Annotated in this window: 14 protein-coding genes; 1 reads left to right on the top strand and 13 read right to left on the bottom strand. The window is 37.0% G+C overall.

Annotated features, from left to right (window positions below):
• Nucleotides 1-9: 9 nt before the first annotated feature.
• The 7 genes from NiCM35_RS15525 to NiCM35_RS15495 form a co-directional block, all read right to left on the bottom strand.
• Entirely contained in the window at nucleotides 10-1,002 is a 993-nt protein-coding gene (locus tag NiCM35_RS15525; protein ID WP_095331119.1) for an ABC transporter ATP-binding protein, read from the bottom strand.
• The gene (locus NiCM35_RS15520) at nucleotides 1,002-1,964 is read right to left on the bottom strand and encodes an ABC transporter permease (RefSeq protein WP_163185700.1); all 963 of its coding nucleotides are present in this window, start codon (nucleotides 1,962-1,964) and stop codon (nucleotides 1,002-1,004) included. The genes NiCM35_RS15525 and NiCM35_RS15520 overlap by 1 nt, the downstream gene beginning before the upstream one ends.
• A gap of 2 nt (nucleotides 1,965-1,966) precedes the next feature.
• Nucleotides 1,967-2,896: an ABC transporter permease gene (locus NiCM35_RS15515; protein WP_095331121.1), complete on the bottom strand. Its 930-nt coding sequence runs from the start codon at nucleotides 2,894-2,896 to the stop codon at nucleotides 1,967-1,969.
• Nucleotides 2,897-2,908: 12 nt separating this feature from the next.
• Nucleotides 2,909-3,736, bottom strand: a complete 828-nt coding sequence (gene dppA / locus NiCM35_RS15510) for a D-aminopeptidase DppA (protein ID WP_433780025.1) — start codon at nucleotides 3,734-3,736, stop codon at nucleotides 2,909-2,911.
• A 120-nt stretch (nucleotides 3,737-3,856) separates the two neighbouring features.
• Nucleotides 3,857-4,180, bottom strand: coding sequence for a DUF3870 domain-containing protein (locus tag NiCM35_RS15505; RefSeq protein ID WP_433780024.1), 324 nt, complete (start codon nucleotides 4,178-4,180; stop codon nucleotides 3,857-3,859).
• 301 nt (nucleotides 4,181-4,481) lie between these two features.
• On the bottom strand, nucleotides 4,482-6,062 hold the full coding sequence (locus NiCM35_RS15500) for a histidine kinase N-terminal 7TM domain-containing diguanylate cyclase (RefSeq protein ID WP_095331127.1): 1,581 nt from the start codon (nucleotides 6,060-6,062) through the stop codon (nucleotides 4,482-4,484).
• Nucleotides 6,063-6,281: 219 nt separating this feature from the next.
• Nucleotides 6,282-7,670 carry a protoporphyrinogen oxidase gene (locus NiCM35_RS15495; RefSeq protein ID WP_123258766.1) on the bottom strand — a complete coding sequence of 463 codons (1,389 nt, stop codon included), beginning with the start codon at nucleotides 7,668-7,670 and terminating at the stop codon, nucleotides 6,282-6,284.
• Nucleotides 7,671-7,966: 296 nt separating this feature from the next.
• Between NiCM35_RS15495 and NiCM35_RS15490 the strand changes: the two genes are divergently transcribed.
• Nucleotides 7,967-8,389, top strand: coding sequence for an Rrf2 family transcriptional regulator (locus NiCM35_RS15490; protein ID WP_095331131.1), 423 nt, complete (start codon nucleotides 7,967-7,969; stop codon nucleotides 8,387-8,389).
• Between the two features lie 41 nt (nucleotides 8,390-8,430).
• Here the strand turns inward: NiCM35_RS15490 and tuaH are convergent, their stop codons facing one another.
• Genes tuaH through tuaC form a run of 6 tightly spaced genes read right to left on the bottom strand, consistent with a single transcriptional unit; the run spans nucleotide 8,431 to nucleotide 14,704 of the window.
• Nucleotides 8,431-9,597, bottom strand: a complete 1,167-nt coding sequence (gene tuaH / locus NiCM35_RS15485) for a teichuronic acid biosynthesis protein TuaH (RefSeq protein WP_433780023.1) — start codon at nucleotides 9,595-9,597, stop codon at nucleotides 8,431-8,433.
• A gap of 20 nt (nucleotides 9,598-9,617) precedes the next feature.
• Nucleotides 9,618-10,367 (bottom strand): teichuronic acid biosynthesis protein TuaG, encoded by a 750-nt coding sequence (tuaG, locus tag NiCM35_RS15480; RefSeq protein ID WP_123258764.1) that lies wholly within the window; start codon nucleotides 10,365-10,367, stop codon nucleotides 9,618-9,620.
• Nucleotides 10,368-10,383: 16 nt separating this feature from the next.
• Entirely contained in the window at nucleotides 10,384-11,049 is a 666-nt protein-coding gene (locus NiCM35_RS15475; RefSeq protein WP_433780021.1) for a hypothetical protein, read from the bottom strand.
• A 29-nt stretch (nucleotides 11,050-11,078) separates the two neighbouring features.
• Nucleotides 11,079-12,518, bottom strand: a complete 1,440-nt coding sequence (locus tag NiCM35_RS15470; protein ID WP_433780019.1) for an O-antigen ligase family protein — start codon at nucleotides 12,516-12,518, stop codon at nucleotides 11,079-11,081.
• 30 nt (nucleotides 12,519-12,548) lie between these two features.
• Nucleotides 12,549-13,478 carry an NAD-dependent epimerase/dehydratase family protein gene (locus NiCM35_RS15465; protein ID WP_433780017.1) on the bottom strand — a complete coding sequence of 310 codons (930 nt, stop codon included), beginning with the start codon at nucleotides 13,476-13,478 and terminating at the stop codon, nucleotides 12,549-12,551.
• Nucleotides 13,478-14,704, bottom strand: coding sequence for a teichuronic acid biosynthesis protein TuaC (gene tuaC / locus NiCM35_RS15460; protein ID WP_303983859.1), 1,227 nt, complete (start codon nucleotides 14,702-14,704; stop codon nucleotides 13,478-13,480). The genes NiCM35_RS15465 and tuaC overlap by 1 nt, the downstream gene beginning before the upstream one ends.
• Nucleotides 14,705-14,724 lie beyond the last annotated feature (20 nt).

Genomic DNA, 14,724 nt, shown 5'->3' with positions numbered 1-14,724 from the left:
TTCCAATCTTTAAATCGTGTGCAATACCCGTCTTGCCCGCTCATCCTGCAGCCAGCAATTGACTTGATGTTGAGCACTCAAATTACTTTTTGACGGGTATACTCTTTTGCACACCTCCATTGCATACGGGCACCTTGCCGTAAAAGAGCAGCCTTTTGGCGGAGAAAATAAATCTGGAGGAGTTCCGTCTATTGGCACCAGCTCACCTTCCTGATCCAATCTCGGGACAGAATTTAGCAGACCCTTTGTATATGGATGCTGGGGAGAATAGAAAATATCTCTTCTATTGCCCATCTCCACTATTTTTCCTGCGTACATAACCGCTACACGATCAGCTACTTGAGCAACTACCCCTAAATCATGTGTGATTAGAATAATGGATACTTCTCTTTTTTGTTGAATCTCTCGGAATAAATCCAAAATCTGCGCTTGGATTGTTACATCTAAAGCTGTTGTAGGCTCATCTGCAATTAAAATCTCTGGTTCACAAATCAATGCCATCGCGATCACTATTCGCTGTCTCATCCCTCCGCTAAATTGGTGAGGATATTGTTTCAATCGCATTTCGGGATTAGGGATGCCAACTAATGTAAGCATTTCAATCGCCTTATCTTTTGCTTCTGCTTTGGAAATCTGCTTGTGCTGTTTAATCCCTTCCATAATCTGATCTCCAATCGTCAGCGTAGGATTTAAAGCTGTCATTGGGTCTTGGAAAATCATAGAGATATCGGCACCGCGAATTTTTCTCATGTCTTCATCTTTCAGCTTGGTGAGATCCATCCCTTTATATAAAATAGAGCCATCTGTAATTCTTCCTGGCGGACTCGGAATTAATCGCATAATCGTTTGCGATGTAACACTTTTTCCACAGCCAGATTCTCCAACAATGGCTAAAGTTTCCCCCTTTTGCAACGAAAAATTTACTCCTCTTACCGCTTTTACCTCTCCTCCATAAGACGCAAAAGAAACATGTAGATTACGGATTTCTAGTATTGCCGTCATTATTTTCCACCCCTCAGCTTTGGATCAAGAGCATCCTGGAGTCCATCCCCTAATACATTGAAAGCAAACATCGTAAGCGATATAAATAAGGTTGGAAAAAACAGCCTCCACCAATGACCTGTTAAAATAGCAGATAATCCTTCATCTGCCATAACTCCCCAGCTTGTTAAAGGTGCTTGGATGCCAAGCCCTAAAAAGCTTAAAAACGCTTCTGCAAATATTGCAGAGGGAACTGTTAAAGTCATTTGAACAATTATCGGGCCCATTGTATTTGGAAGAAGGTTTTTTCTAATTATTCTGTAAGTTTTAGCTCCAAAAGTTTTCGATGCTAAAATAAATTCATAGTTTTTTATTTGCAGAACTTGTCCTCTAACTATGCGGGCCATTCCAACCCATCCTGTAATAGACAAGGCAATAATAATAGATCCTAGCCCCGGCCCCATCACAACAGACATTAAAATAACGATTAATAAATATGGGAGTCCATATAGTACTTCTACTATTCTCATCATGACGTGATCCATCTTGCCACCCTTGTATCCCGATAGCCCACCGTAAGCAACTCCTATCAAAAAATCAATGACGGCAGCAGCAATCCCAACAAACAACGATATTCTGGCCCCGTACCAGGTTCTTGAAAAGACGTCTCTGCCAAGACTATCTGTCCCAAACCAATATTCAGAAGAAGGCGGCTGATTTTGATTAATAAGCTTTTGCTCCGAAATCGAATGGGGAGAAATTATCGGTCCAATGATAGACATAATAATTAATAAAATTAAGAAAAAAAATGCTCCCATCGCTAATTTATTCTTCCAAAGATTTCTCCATGCTTCTTGCCAATAGGATAGGCTTGGACGAACAACGGCTTCAGCCTCCCCAAGCTGTCTCTCTATTGGTACAAACCATTCATCAAGAGCAATATCGTCCTTTTTTTCATACATTGTTTCTTGACGTAAGCCCATTGCTAGCCCTCCTTCTTCTGAAGTTTTATTCGCGGATCCAATATGCCATATGCTAAATCAACGAGGAATAGCATGATAATTAAAATGGTACTGTAAAAAATGGTCGTCCCCATAATAACAGGATAATCACGATTATTAATACTATCTACAAAGTATTTCCCCATACCAGGAATCGCAAATATTTTTTCAATCACGAAGGTACCAGTCAAAATACTGGCTGCCAAAGCACCTAATAAAGTTACAACTGGCAAAAGAGCATTGCGCAGTGCGTGTTTGACAATTATTTTGAATGGAGAAAGTCCCTTTGCCCTAGCTGTTTTTATATAATCTTGTGTTAATACTTCTAGCATACTCGTTCTTGTTAACCGAGCAATAATGGCGGTTGGACCTGTCGCAAGTGCTATCGTTGGGAGAATCATATGCTTCCAGCTCGACCATGTCGCTGTCGGGAGTATCTTCCAATGAACCGCAAACTGTTGAATCAACATGGTTGCTAAAACAAAGTTAGGAATAGAAATTCCTATTACCGCTATTGTCATCGCTATATAATCAATGACCCCATTGTGTTTAAGGGAAGCAATCACGCCAAGCGTTATCCCTGAAATAACCGCAACTATTAAGGAAACCATACCAAGCTCAAAGGAAACAGGAAATCCTCTTCCAATCATTTCATTTACTGTTTGCGATGATTTTTTTATCGATATGCCAAAGTCAAAGGTTGCTATTTGTTTTAAATACATACCATATTGAACAATGAGCGGTTTATCTAAATGATATTGCTCCTCTAAATTCTTCTGAATCGCATCATTCGTCGTTCTTTCATCATTAAATGGCGAACCTGGTGTAAAATGCATTAAAAAGAAAGTAATCGTAATAATGACCCATAACGTTACGACCATCGAGAAAAAGCGCTTAACATAATAAGATTTCATCGGTCACACCACCTAACAAAATGTTGTTCTCATCGCAAGTTCAGTCATAACCAGCATAGCTTGATATGCTTCTAAGATGTTTTTTGCTTGAAAACGCACAATTGTAGTACCAGGCTCTATCTCAGTGCCCGGCATTAAATGAGCCCATTCTGCTTGTCCATAGTTCGCAAATTCGATGCGGAGTAATGGACTGGCTGGTGGTACTAAAGGTTTTATTAAATGCTTTTTTTCTAACGCTTCCCTTGTCTTTTCTTTCAGCAATTCTCCAGCTTGGGCAGGAGTTAAACTCATCGCTGCTGATCTTGAAATACTATTTTTCACAATCGCTGTTGTTACATTAGGAATAAGCTGTTCTGCTTCTTGTGCTGCTTGATCGTCCCCTGCTACAAGAATTATTGGAACACCAAAATATCCAGCAACATAAGCATTAAATCCTAATTCTCCAACAACAACGTCATCTATGTACATATTACGGACTCCAAAAATCATGCTATGGGTCATAACACCAGGAACAGAAGCTCGCGCATGATACCCGACAAAGATTGCCCCGTCATAACTAGCATCAAGCCCTTGCACCATTGAATATGGTTTCACATCCCCTGTTATTAACTTTGTTTTGGGATGAAATCTTTCTATTAATAAATTATTCATTTTACTATGGCTGTCATTTACAACCACTTCTTCTATGCCTTGATTAAATAGACTTGTAACAACGTAGTTTGCTTCATCTGTCATCAGGATGCGGCTTCTTTCATAATTTAGCTTATCGGAATCAACCTGTGTGTGATCAATTAACCCTGTTATTCCTTCCATATCAACTGACATATAAATTTTGCCCATTAGAAAAAACCTCCCACATTTTTTGGTCTAACTTATTCGTACAAAATAAAAAAATCCAGCTAACAGAGAAGTAAAATCTCTATCAACTGGATTTTCTCTGCGTATAACAGAAAAAGCAGTTTACTCCAATTCTTTTAATAGTTGTTTATATTTAATATGGGCATTCTTAAAAGCAACCATAACTGCTTTTTGAGAAGATCCAAAATAACGATTTTCTACTTCCTTTAAAACGGTGTCTAAATCTAACATCGATTTCCCGACTACAATAGACTTAATGAAGGAAGAGGTTATATTGATAGTGGAAGAACATTCTGCATCAATAATTGTGTGAGAGACTCTATCCACCACTAACGCAATAAAAAAACCATTGTATTGCTGCATAATGGCATTATTAGAGGATGTTTTACTTTCTCCAATAATATATATAGTATTTGCATGATACATGTGATACTCCTCCTATAAACATCTGGATATTGCACGAGATATTTATGAGATCATCATAAACATTCGAAGCAATGCATATGTCGTAAGAAAAGGGCTCTGTCTTGAATAACAGCAAAACTAACAAACTTTTCTCTCTATCATTTTGATTTTGACGAAAAAAGATAGATTTAGATTATATAAAAAATTGTAATACACCACTCTTTTTTACGCAATACATTTTTGAGTATTTTCTAAATATTTTAACAAATAGTGTGAGAAAAAATAACATTTGCAGACACACGAGAAAACTCCCTTACTCTTATCAATATTTCCCTACTAATGGAGAAGATTCTAATTTGATGTATTCTCCATTTTCTGCGACACAAACGGTATTTCTTCCCTCTCTTTTGGATGCATATAGCGCTTCATCCGCCTCGCTAATCAACGGGATAAGAGCTAGACAGTTTTCCTTTATAGCCACGCCAAAGCTCGCAGTAATATTAATTACTATTTCCTTATAATAGAAAGGGGATTCTGCGATTAATCTTCTTAATTTCCTAGAAAGGTCAATGGCTGATTCTGCTTCTTTTCCAAATAGAAAAAGAATAAATTCCTCTCCACCGTATCTGCCAAAAACTCCATTCCCTGGCACCAGAGCTTTACTTAGAGATGCAATATGCTTTAATGCTTCGTCTCCCCCAAAATGTCCATATGTATCATTTATTTTCTTGAAATGATCAATATCAAACAGGATAACGGCTATCTTTCTATGCTTGACAAGCATCTCTTCAGCAAGGGCTGTAACATAAGCACGGTTATATATTTGTGTCAGACTATCTGTGTATGCCAATTTTGTTAAGCTGAGCTGTTCCTTCTTTTGTTCCGTAATATTTGCAAACATAATGGAAGTACCGACAATGGCTGACTCTCCTTTTTTAATCGGAGAAATCTTAACTTGATAATATTCCGTTGCTGATTTATTAGTCCTTTCCACTTCCGATATGACAGAATCCGTATCGATGTTTTTTAACAGTCCAAGAATTGGATCATCCAGCCCTAATACAGCTGCTATATGTTTTCCTCTTTTCACATCAATAAATAATCTAGAAGCTGCCTTATTAAAATCTTTTAGATGATATGTCTGATCTAAAACTAGTACTGCCTCTCCCATACTTTCAAATATATAATCCTTTTCTATTGGCGGGACCAACAAAAACTTCGTAGATATGATAGCATATAAATAAAGTGAACTAGAAAATAGCATGGCAATTGGAACAGGATCTAAGCCGTTTGGAGTAAGTCCTATCAAATAAGAAAAAGACGCGCCAACAGGGACAAGAATTCCTGTCAATAGTATGGCTACTTGTTTTGTTTGCCTAGATTTCTCTTTAAACCAATAAATCGATAGTAATACAAAAGCAATGGCAGACGCTCCGAACGAGTAAGCACCGTGTAGCAAATACCATTGTCCCATCGTAATTTGCATGAGAGGAGTTGCGTTTCGATATTCTAAATATACAGATTGATAGAATAAATGATGATAATCATTTGTCGCAACGAGTAAAAAGGAAAGGGCTGGGATTAAATAATAGAAAAAATACATTTTTTTATTTAAATGCCTATCGTAGCCGATATATTGCAAAACAAGAATTAATGTAGCTGGTGCCGAAAACGGCATACCTAAATACTGAACAGCTGTCCAAAATTTCATTCCTTCTATCGTTGTACTGGCAAGTCCTAATGCATACCCAAATGCATAAATAGCATTAAAGCAGGAAAACCACAAAAATGTCCGCATTCCCTCAAATGCCTGTCTATTCATATACGCAATAATGGCTAATATCACATGCAATGCACCCGACATCGTGATTAAAACAATAAATACCATGACAGTATGATCCATTACTTTTGCTCCTGTATCCTCATCATCTGGCTTTTGTTCATTTAGTTAGTTCCTCTTTTCTTTATGTTCTTCCACCTATTATAAATCTTGTGAAAACCCGTTACTAGATTAAGAAATTAAAAATCGGCTATTTTACAAAATAAATAGCAAGCGATTGCTCCATCTATCAAATCATTTCACAAAAAAACAGAGCCTTCCTACTATGGCTCTGCACTTTTCTTATTCTATGGAATGCAAAATTTTCTTAGCTGTTTCTTCCCCATTCGCTATACATGCTGCAATTCCTACTCCATAGTAGGAACAACCAGCTAGATGCACATTAGGGTATAAAAGAGCTAAGTCTTGGCTAAGTTGTTCTACTGCTTGCTTATGTTCTAATGAGTAAACAGGCATCGCATTAGTCCATTTTGTCACTTCATAACTTTTAGGTTTTGAAGTAATTCCAAGACTTCTCTCTATATCCTTTCTAGCCTCTTGGATTAGTTCCTCTTCTGTAAGGCTATTTAGCCGTTCATAGGCTGGATTTGTTTTTTTATAGAATAGACGCAATAATAGCTGATTATTCTTCGATGTATGCTTCCACTTTCTACTTGTCCACGTACAAGCATTACAAACAATATCACTATCCCCTGCGACTATAAAGCCTGTTCCATCTTTAGGCAGTTCATCATCGGAAATATCATAGGACAAATATAAGGTGATATTGGACGAATTTTTCAACTTGCTAAAGACAGGATTTAATTCATCCTTCCTTAAAATATGCTGTGTTACATTGTGGGGAGTAGATAAGACAACCATGTCTGCCATTTCTTCTTCCCCATTGGATAATTGAACTTTATATTGGTCTGCTTCCTTATTTATTCGTGTAACAGCTATTCCCTTTCTAATGGATACATCTTCTAATACCTTCTCCAGTCGATCTATAATTGTAGATAACCCATCTTTAAAAGAAATAAATTTCTTATTCGCAGCAGATTGAAACGATTCTTTATTCTTCCCTAACCCACGGATGATGCTTCCATACTGCTCCTTATATTCGAGCAGATAAGGTAGGGTGGAACCCATTGTTAACGAATAAATATTTCCAGAGTAAACGCCCGCAAGAACTGGTGCAATCTGCTTTTCTACGATTTCCTTTCCCAGATAATACTCTAAAAATTCACCAATGGAGGATTCTCTCGTAAAGCTTGACTTAGTACGAAAAAGATCCTTTAAAGCCTCTAGCTTTCCTCGAGTGGAAAGGAGTTCACTTGTAAAAAGAGCTTCTAATGTCATCGGAATACCGAAAATAGAATCCTTGGGAATTTCTAATAATTTGTTTTGTGTATGAATATAAGATGTCCCTGTTGCGTTATAAACAATTTCTTCTTCTAAATTAAGTTCCTTAACAAAGGGAAGAACATTTTTATTGCGGGCAACAATGGAATCTGCTCCTGTTTCCATAAGCAGATCATCTTTTGTAACCGTATGGATTTTCCCGCCTAGGTAGTCATTTGCCTCCACTAAAACTAGTCGAAGTCCTAATTGTCTTTCTCTATTTTCCTTTTGCAAATAATACATGGCAGATAATCCTGTTATCCCACCACCTACAACTAAAACCGTTTTCACTTTCTTCCACCTCTTTTAGCAAAATTCCCTCTTCTAAATACCTTCTTATTAATAGCTTTTTTTATTATAAAGCATCATGACCACTTTCTTTCTCATCATCATCGCTTTTTTTGTGTCTATTTGTTCACAATTTAATTGCAAATTAGCTGATTATGCCCTTATATTCCATTGTATAATAATAGTAGCCACGTAATGTAAGCGCTTCTCTTCGGATTCGCTATCAATTTTATCAACGCAACAATTATAACGTATTCCTAATGAATGACAAAAAATTTGATTGGTGGTGTCTATCTATTATGGCTAACAGCCGGCTATCTGTTGCTATTCATATCCTATCTTTAATTGCCTCGAAACCATACGAACAAATAACCTCTGATTCTATTGCAGAAAGTGTGAATACAAATCCTGTAGTGATAAGAAGAATGTGCGGACTTTTAAAAAGAGGAGGAATGCTAACGAGCAGAGCAGGCATTTCTGGGGCATCCTTATTAAAATCTCCTGCTGATATTACTCTTTTAGACATTTATTTAGCCGTTCAACCAAAAAGTGAATGGTTCGCAATACATGATCATCCAAATCACCGTTGCCCGATAGGAAGCAAAATTCATCCAACCTTAAACAGGACTTTTTCTACCATCCAACTAACAATGGAAAAGGAATTAGAACATATTACACTACAAGATATAATGGATGAAATGGAAATATACAGTAAAATTTAACCTGAATAAGAACGACAAAGAAACTAGCCATCAGGTATCCCTCATATGCTAGTTTCTTTGTCGACTTGGATCATCTCTTGGAAGATATTCTCCCAATCTTTTAACATGGCAAGTTGCTTTCTTCTGCTCTGCCACACTTGGCTACCAGCATTTTCTGCCATCTTTTCACAGGCATGAATAAATTGATTCACTTCTGGCTCCCCTAGCAAAAGTTCATAAACGCCTTCTTCTACATATCCTTTTGTTGAAGGCAAGTTCATCCCTATCACTGGTTTTCCAGCAGCAAGAAATTCAAAAAGCTTTAATGGAAAAATAGCCTTATTATATGGAGTATCCTTATATGGCATAATCCCTATATCAAGCATATGCATATAAGCTGGAACCTGATTTCTCGATACACTTCCCATCCATTGAATATTGGGTTCCTTCAATAATTTCATAAATTCCGGGCTGTTATTCGTTCCATCTGGACCAACTAATAAAATGGTCCAATCCCTTCTCATTTGTGCAATTTGCTGGATTAATCCAAAATCAAGCTTTGGTTTAATCCCACCAATGTAACCAATCGTCAGCCCTTCTTTTTCTATAACTGGCTCCCTATTCTTCCGTTCTTGAAAAAGCTCGTATTCTACTCCATTTTCATACGTAAAAATCTTATCTCGATAAGCTGGTGTTCTACTTATTATTTCCTCCGCTAAAAAGCTTGAAGTACAAGTAATATAACTTGCATTTTCAACAATTGTTTGTTCACTTTGATAGATGATCTTTTGCTTTAAATAAGAAAGGAAAGAAAATTTCCCGCTCAATTGTTCTGCCCATAAATCACTGCAATCATAAACGATTTGATCCCAGGAATATATCTTATGCAAAGTCGGAAAGGCAGGATAGGTATACCATAAATTCACCAAATAATCCCCTTTTTTTTCCGCTAAATAATTACTTAAACTTCGGAGCTTCTTTTGGTAGAAAAAGGGGATAAATCGAGCGAATCGTTGTACTTTATAATTTCCCAAATCACTGATTATCCACTGGTAAATACCATTTTCTAATCTCGTTACTTCTGGTGTCTGTTTTTCCCCTGGACATAACCAGATTACTTCCTCTGTTTCCTGCTGCTTTTGCAGAAATTCTGCAAATCGATGTCTTCGATAAGTTAAATTGTCTAAATTCCAAACGCCAGTTGCAACGATAACGTGGATTGTTCTCATTTTCTATGCTCCTCTACCTTCTACAGTCTCTTCCGAATAGCATTATAAGCATAATGAGAAAAATACCAGGATGACTGCAAGAAATTCAACTGCTCTATTTGACGATAAACATGCCAATTATTTTTTGCTGCTTTCCATTTATTTTTAGAAATTGAATCATTTCCTACCCTGTATTCTGCTAATATTTCGTTTAAGCCAAATGCACGGAAACCTCGCTTCAAAATCATTAACCAAGTTGCTAGATCCTGCCGAGTACGGATGTTGGGCATTTGAAAATTCCCTACTTGTTCACGATCAATTAGAACAGTAAGACAACCAACAATTGTATTTTTTAGCATGGTTTGATAATCCACTTGCTCAGGAACTCGAATATATTTATTTATCTGCTCTCCTTTTTGATCAATACACTCATAAGCAGTAAAGGTGAAAGCATACTGATTTTCCTTCATATAAGCTAATTGAACTTCAAGCTTTTCTTGTTTCCATCGATCATCACTGTCTAAAAAGGCAATATATTTTCCTCGTGCATGCTCGAGCGCCATATTGCGAGCAACAGCCGCTCCACCATTAACCGTTCTGTAAAAAACTCGAATTCGCTCTTCTACTTTTTCCCATTCCTTTAATACCTCAACTGTGCCGTCTGTGGAATGGTCATCAACAATGAGCAGTTCCCAATCTGTGTATGTTTGTTCCCTAACAGACTGGATGCTAAAAGATATATACTCTTTACAATTATAGGAAGGCATAATAATGGATACAGATGGAGCCATCTTCCACTCACCTCTTTTAGTCAGATTCAGATTTTAAGAACACCGGATAAATAATCCATAAACAACTGAGCATGATGCCGATCATAACACCCATTAGCGCTCGATCTCGAGGAGAGATTACACGATTATCCCCACTTACTGCTACGACATCCTTAACTAGCATTGCTGGCTGCATATTGACTTGTTTTGTTTTTAGTTCATATAGAAATCGTTGTTGATCAACAGCTGATTCTGCTTGAACAGTTATTTCTTGAAGCTGATCAATGCTTTCTGAGATAATTTCTTCTTTTTCTTGATAATACTGTTGATCCATTTCCAGAAAGGCAGTTACTAATTCTGATAAGGAATCTACGGCTTCTTGTTCACTTGGACCAGTAAGTGTAAAGCTGATCTTTTTAGGGGTATCCGCAGAAATAAGAAGCTGTTCCTTCTCTATATCGACACCGGGTAAATAGTGTACAAAAGTCGTTTCATTTCTTAATAAGGATGCAATTACTTCACTATTATTTAAGTACTCATTTTCATAATTCCCTAGTAAAATAGTTGCCTCTGCTTTAACTGCTCCCTTTTCTTTCCCAGCTGGGGCAAACCATCCTATTGCTCCTAAAAGGGCACTAAGCAATAATAAAGGAATAAAATATTTTTTCCATCTAGTGGCTATAATTGATAAAACAGACTTCACAAACGAACTCTCCCTTACTGCTGTGAAAGTTAAGATTCTAGCTTTTTATTTTTATAAACAGACAGTGTACATAAAATAAACCCAAGAAACACCCAATGAAAATATAAGTTCATCACCGAACTGGGGCTAATACTCGAAATAATGAATGATACCATTCCGATCATACACGCCTCTAACAACATTTTATCTGTCCCGCTTTCCGTCTTTTCGTACGCTCGATAGAATGATATAAATGCATAAATCAATATCATTAAGTAGCCAAGCAAAATCATTAAGCCAAAGTTTCCGGCGATTTCGGCATACCAATTATGTACTTGGTAGACATTTCCTGTTGGAAAATAACTCTTATACTCCAGATAATAAGGAATATTTCCTGCTCCAATTCCAAATCCATAAGAATCGAGCAAATAAGAAAACGTATTTCTTAAAAGATTGATTCTCGCTAAGTTTGATGGTAGCACTTCATTAAGCTCATATTGTCCGGATAACTCTATAAGACTCTGAATTTTACTAAATCCTCTGTTAGCAAATATTATTCCTCCTAGTAACCCTACTCCAAGACTAATTCGCAATATTAGTTTCTTCCACCACTTCGGAATGATCAGGAATATATACACTAATCCGCCTCCTGCAAGCGCCAGTAATCCAGCACGTGATTCTGTTAAATAGATAAGCAGGAAAACTAAGATGCTTAAAATAAACATAGATCCCTTCAGCATTGTTCTCTTAGTATTTTTTACAACAGCTAAAAACAAGAAAAAAGAAATGCCTAAATAGACAGCAAAATCATTTTGGTTGTAAAAAACGGCTGTCGGATACGACAGTTTATAACTGGAAGCACCATATAATCCGGAACTTGGTAATTGAATAGAAAAGATATAATTCACAAATCCTATTCCTACTAATAAAATGGTCATTCCAATCCATCCTGCCAAAAAGTACTGGAGCTGTTGCCGAGTTTTAAATGTTACATTCGCTAAATAGACAAATGCTATTCCCATAACCAATAAAGACATGTATTTAAGGGAAGCAATAATAGAAATGGACCAAAGAATAGAAATGGTTCCATAAAGAATCCATCCACCAAAGAACAACCAAATAAACGGTAGTCCACTGCGGTTAAAGTCGTGTACCATCCTTTTTTTGTACAAAGCAGTGCCTACATATAAAATGATTGCCAATAATAGCAATATTCTGTATAAAAAAACGGTAAAAGCACCAACATTCACACTCAGGATGGACTGATTAAGAAAGGTGGAAAGCAATAAGACATACATGACATTTTGAAATAATTGATCAAGTGTTATGATTGATTTCAAATATATTCCCACTTGAATCGCAATCCATATACATACGATGGGAAGTATCCAAGTTAATTGATATATCGTTGTCCAATATAAAACGGTAAGACAACCGATACCTAATACGCTGAACCCTATTGTTTTGCTTACTGTACGGTTATTTCCCAACTTCTACAATCCTTCCTCCCTACCTTTTGATTACTTTTGTAAAACTTGTTTGGATGAGAATAGCGTTTCTCTTAATCCATATTCTAAATTGGTTTGTGGCTTCCATTTCAGCTTTTGTATTGTCTGTTCATTGCATAAAATACTATGGAGAATATCGCCTTCTCTTTCTGCTTTATAAATCGGTTTTAATGATACCTCACTTATATCAGCTATATTTTCCCAAAGTTGATTTATCGAGATTCGATTATTGGCTGAAATATTCAAGCAAAGATTTTCAACCTGCTTTAATGCATGTAAATTTGCGCTGGCAACGTCTTTTACATAAATGAAATCTCTTGTTTGTTCTCCAGATCCGTATATGACTGGCGCCTTATTTTCGAAAACACGATCAGCAAAAATAGAGATAACCCCGCCTTCTCCTTTACCATCCTGCTTTGGTCCATAGACATTGCTATATCTTAAAATCCCATAGGAGAGTCCATATAATTTAGAAGCTAACTTCAAATATTTCTCAACCGTCAATTTCGTTAACCCATAAGGCGATTCTGGCAAAGTTGGATGTTCTGTCGTAACAGGGAGCTCGACTGGATTCCCGTATACAGCTGCAGAAGAGGCAAATAATATTTTCTGTACAGAAGCGCGAATAGCTGCTTTAATGACATGCAATGATCCTTTTACATTTACATTCTCATCATGTAATATGTCATGAACGGATTCTGCCACACTTACTTGGGCTGCTTGATGAATAATATAATCAGGTTTTAAGTCGACAATATAATCAATCACACGAGAATCCGTTATATCAAACGGGCATATTTTAATTGGTAAATCCTTAATATTCTCAAATTTCCCAGTAGAGAAATTATCGATAACTATTACTTCATATCCCTCATCTAACAAACTCTCGACAATATGTGAACCAATAAAGCCTGCTCCACCAGTAACAAGAACCTTGGTCATTACGCTTCCTCCCAAAAGTGATTTAATTGATTAGTAGATTCAATTGACTTACTTGCTAATTCTTGGTAATTCCTCAGTAGTTTTTTAGCATTATCAACTGCAGAATAGTTATCAAGAACACGCTGATATAATTGTTCTGCAGCTTTGTCAAACAAGGCTGCATCAGCTGCTTGCTCTTTCACTCTTGTTACAATCTCTTGTACCGACCGAGGCTGAATCAGCAAATCGGCGTACTCTCCAAATAAATCTGGTATCCCGCCGACACTTGTGCAAATGATCGGTATTTTTAAAGCCATTGCCTCTATAACAACTGTCGGCAATCCTTCCGAATAGGATGGTAAAATAAAAATATCGCATGCTGATAAATAATCGCTTACCTTCTCATTAGGAATTTGTCCTGCTAAGAATAATCGTTTATTATACGTTTTTTCCTTTTGCAGCCTTTCTTTTCCTTGGCCGGCTCCCACATAAACCACTACATAGTCTTCCGGAAGATAAGCTAATGCCTCCGCTAATTCAAAAATCCCCTTTTCTTTCACAAGACGCCCTACAAACAAAATGATTTTTTTATTGACAGGCAATGCTAATTCCTTTCTAGAGCTTTCTTTCAAAGCAGCTGCCTGATTTAATGTAAATTTCGATAAATCAATTCCGAGCGGTAACGGCAAACACTTTCTCCCAGTCTTCATCTCAGCTGCAGCAGCCAGATGTTCTCCTACGGCAATAACTTCATCTGCGGACTTCACTGTTTTTTGAAAAATACGCTCCGCACTTCGACTAAATGATGGATAAATATGTACATCACTTCCATGTAATGTGAGCAGCCAAGGCTTTTTATATTTAGAGGCAACGATTCTTGCTGCCCCTCCCGAAGGCATAGCAAAGTGTGCATGGATCAAGTCAGCCTCTATGTTCTCTTTCTTCCAGGTTTTAAGAATACACGCTGCGATACGTTTATCTGGCTGAAACCAGCGAAGTTGACCAGGTGTCGCTCTATACACAGGCCTATATATGTTTACACCATGCCTTTTCTCTAAATATGGATAGTTCTTTTTACGATATTTTTTCTTCCATATTCTAAAGAAAGAAGCATTTAATGGAACTGGATTAATAACTGTTATCTCCACTCCTAAAGAAGATAATGCTCTTACCTGTGTTTCATGAAACACCCCGCTTCCAGGGTTATCTGCACTAGGGTATACACTTGTTATCCACAATACTTTCATGATACACATCCTATCGTTCG

Source organism: Niallia sp. M35 (assembly GCF_050971705.1).
Lineage (GTDB): Bacteria > Bacillota > Bacilli > Bacillales > Cytobacillaceae > Niallia > Niallia circulans_A.
This window is presented reverse-complemented; position numbering and strand designations above follow the sequence as displayed.

Excerpts from the sequence above, each read along its gene's own strand:
- tuaH (WP_433780023.1), bottom strand. The coding sequence starts at position 9,597 with ATGAGAACAATCCACGTTATCGTTGCAACTGGCGTTTGGAATTTAGAC.
- NiCM35_RS15520 (WP_163185700.1), bottom strand. The coding sequence starts at position 1,964 with ATGGGCTTACGTCAAGAAACAATGTATGAAAAAAAGGACGATATTGCT.
- tuaC (WP_303983859.1), bottom strand. The coding sequence starts at position 14,704 with ATGAAAGTATTGTGGATAACAAGTGTATACCCTAGTGCAGATAACCCT.
- NiCM35_RS15505 (WP_433780024.1), bottom strand. The coding sequence starts at position 4,180 with ATGTATCATGCAAATACTATATATATTATTGGAGAAAGTAAAACATCC.
- tuaG (WP_123258764.1), bottom strand. The coding sequence starts at position 10,367 with ATGGCTCCATCTGTATCCATTATTATGCCTTCCTATAATTGTAAAGAG.
- NiCM35_RS15490 (WP_095331131.1), top strand. The coding sequence starts at position 7,967 with ATGGCTAACAGCCGGCTATCTGTTGCTATTCATATCCTATCTTTAATT.
- NiCM35_RS15515 (WP_095331121.1), bottom strand. The coding sequence starts at position 2,896 with ATGAAATCTTATTATGTTAAGCGCTTTTTCTCGATGGTCGTAACGTTA.
- dppA (WP_433780025.1), bottom strand. The coding sequence starts at position 3,736 with ATGGGCAAAATTTATATGTCAGTTGATATGGAAGGAATAACAGGGTTA.
- NiCM35_RS15465 (WP_433780017.1), bottom strand. The coding sequence starts at position 13,478 with ATGACCAAGGTTCTTGTTACTGGTGGAGCAGGCTTTATTGGTTCACAT.
- NiCM35_RS15525 (WP_095331119.1), bottom strand. The coding sequence starts at position 1,002 with ATGACGGCAATACTAGAAATCCGTAATCTACATGTTTCTTTTGCGTCT.
- NiCM35_RS15500 (WP_095331127.1), bottom strand. The coding sequence starts at position 6,062 with ATGGATCATACTGTCATGGTATTTATTGTTTTAATCACGATGTCGGGT.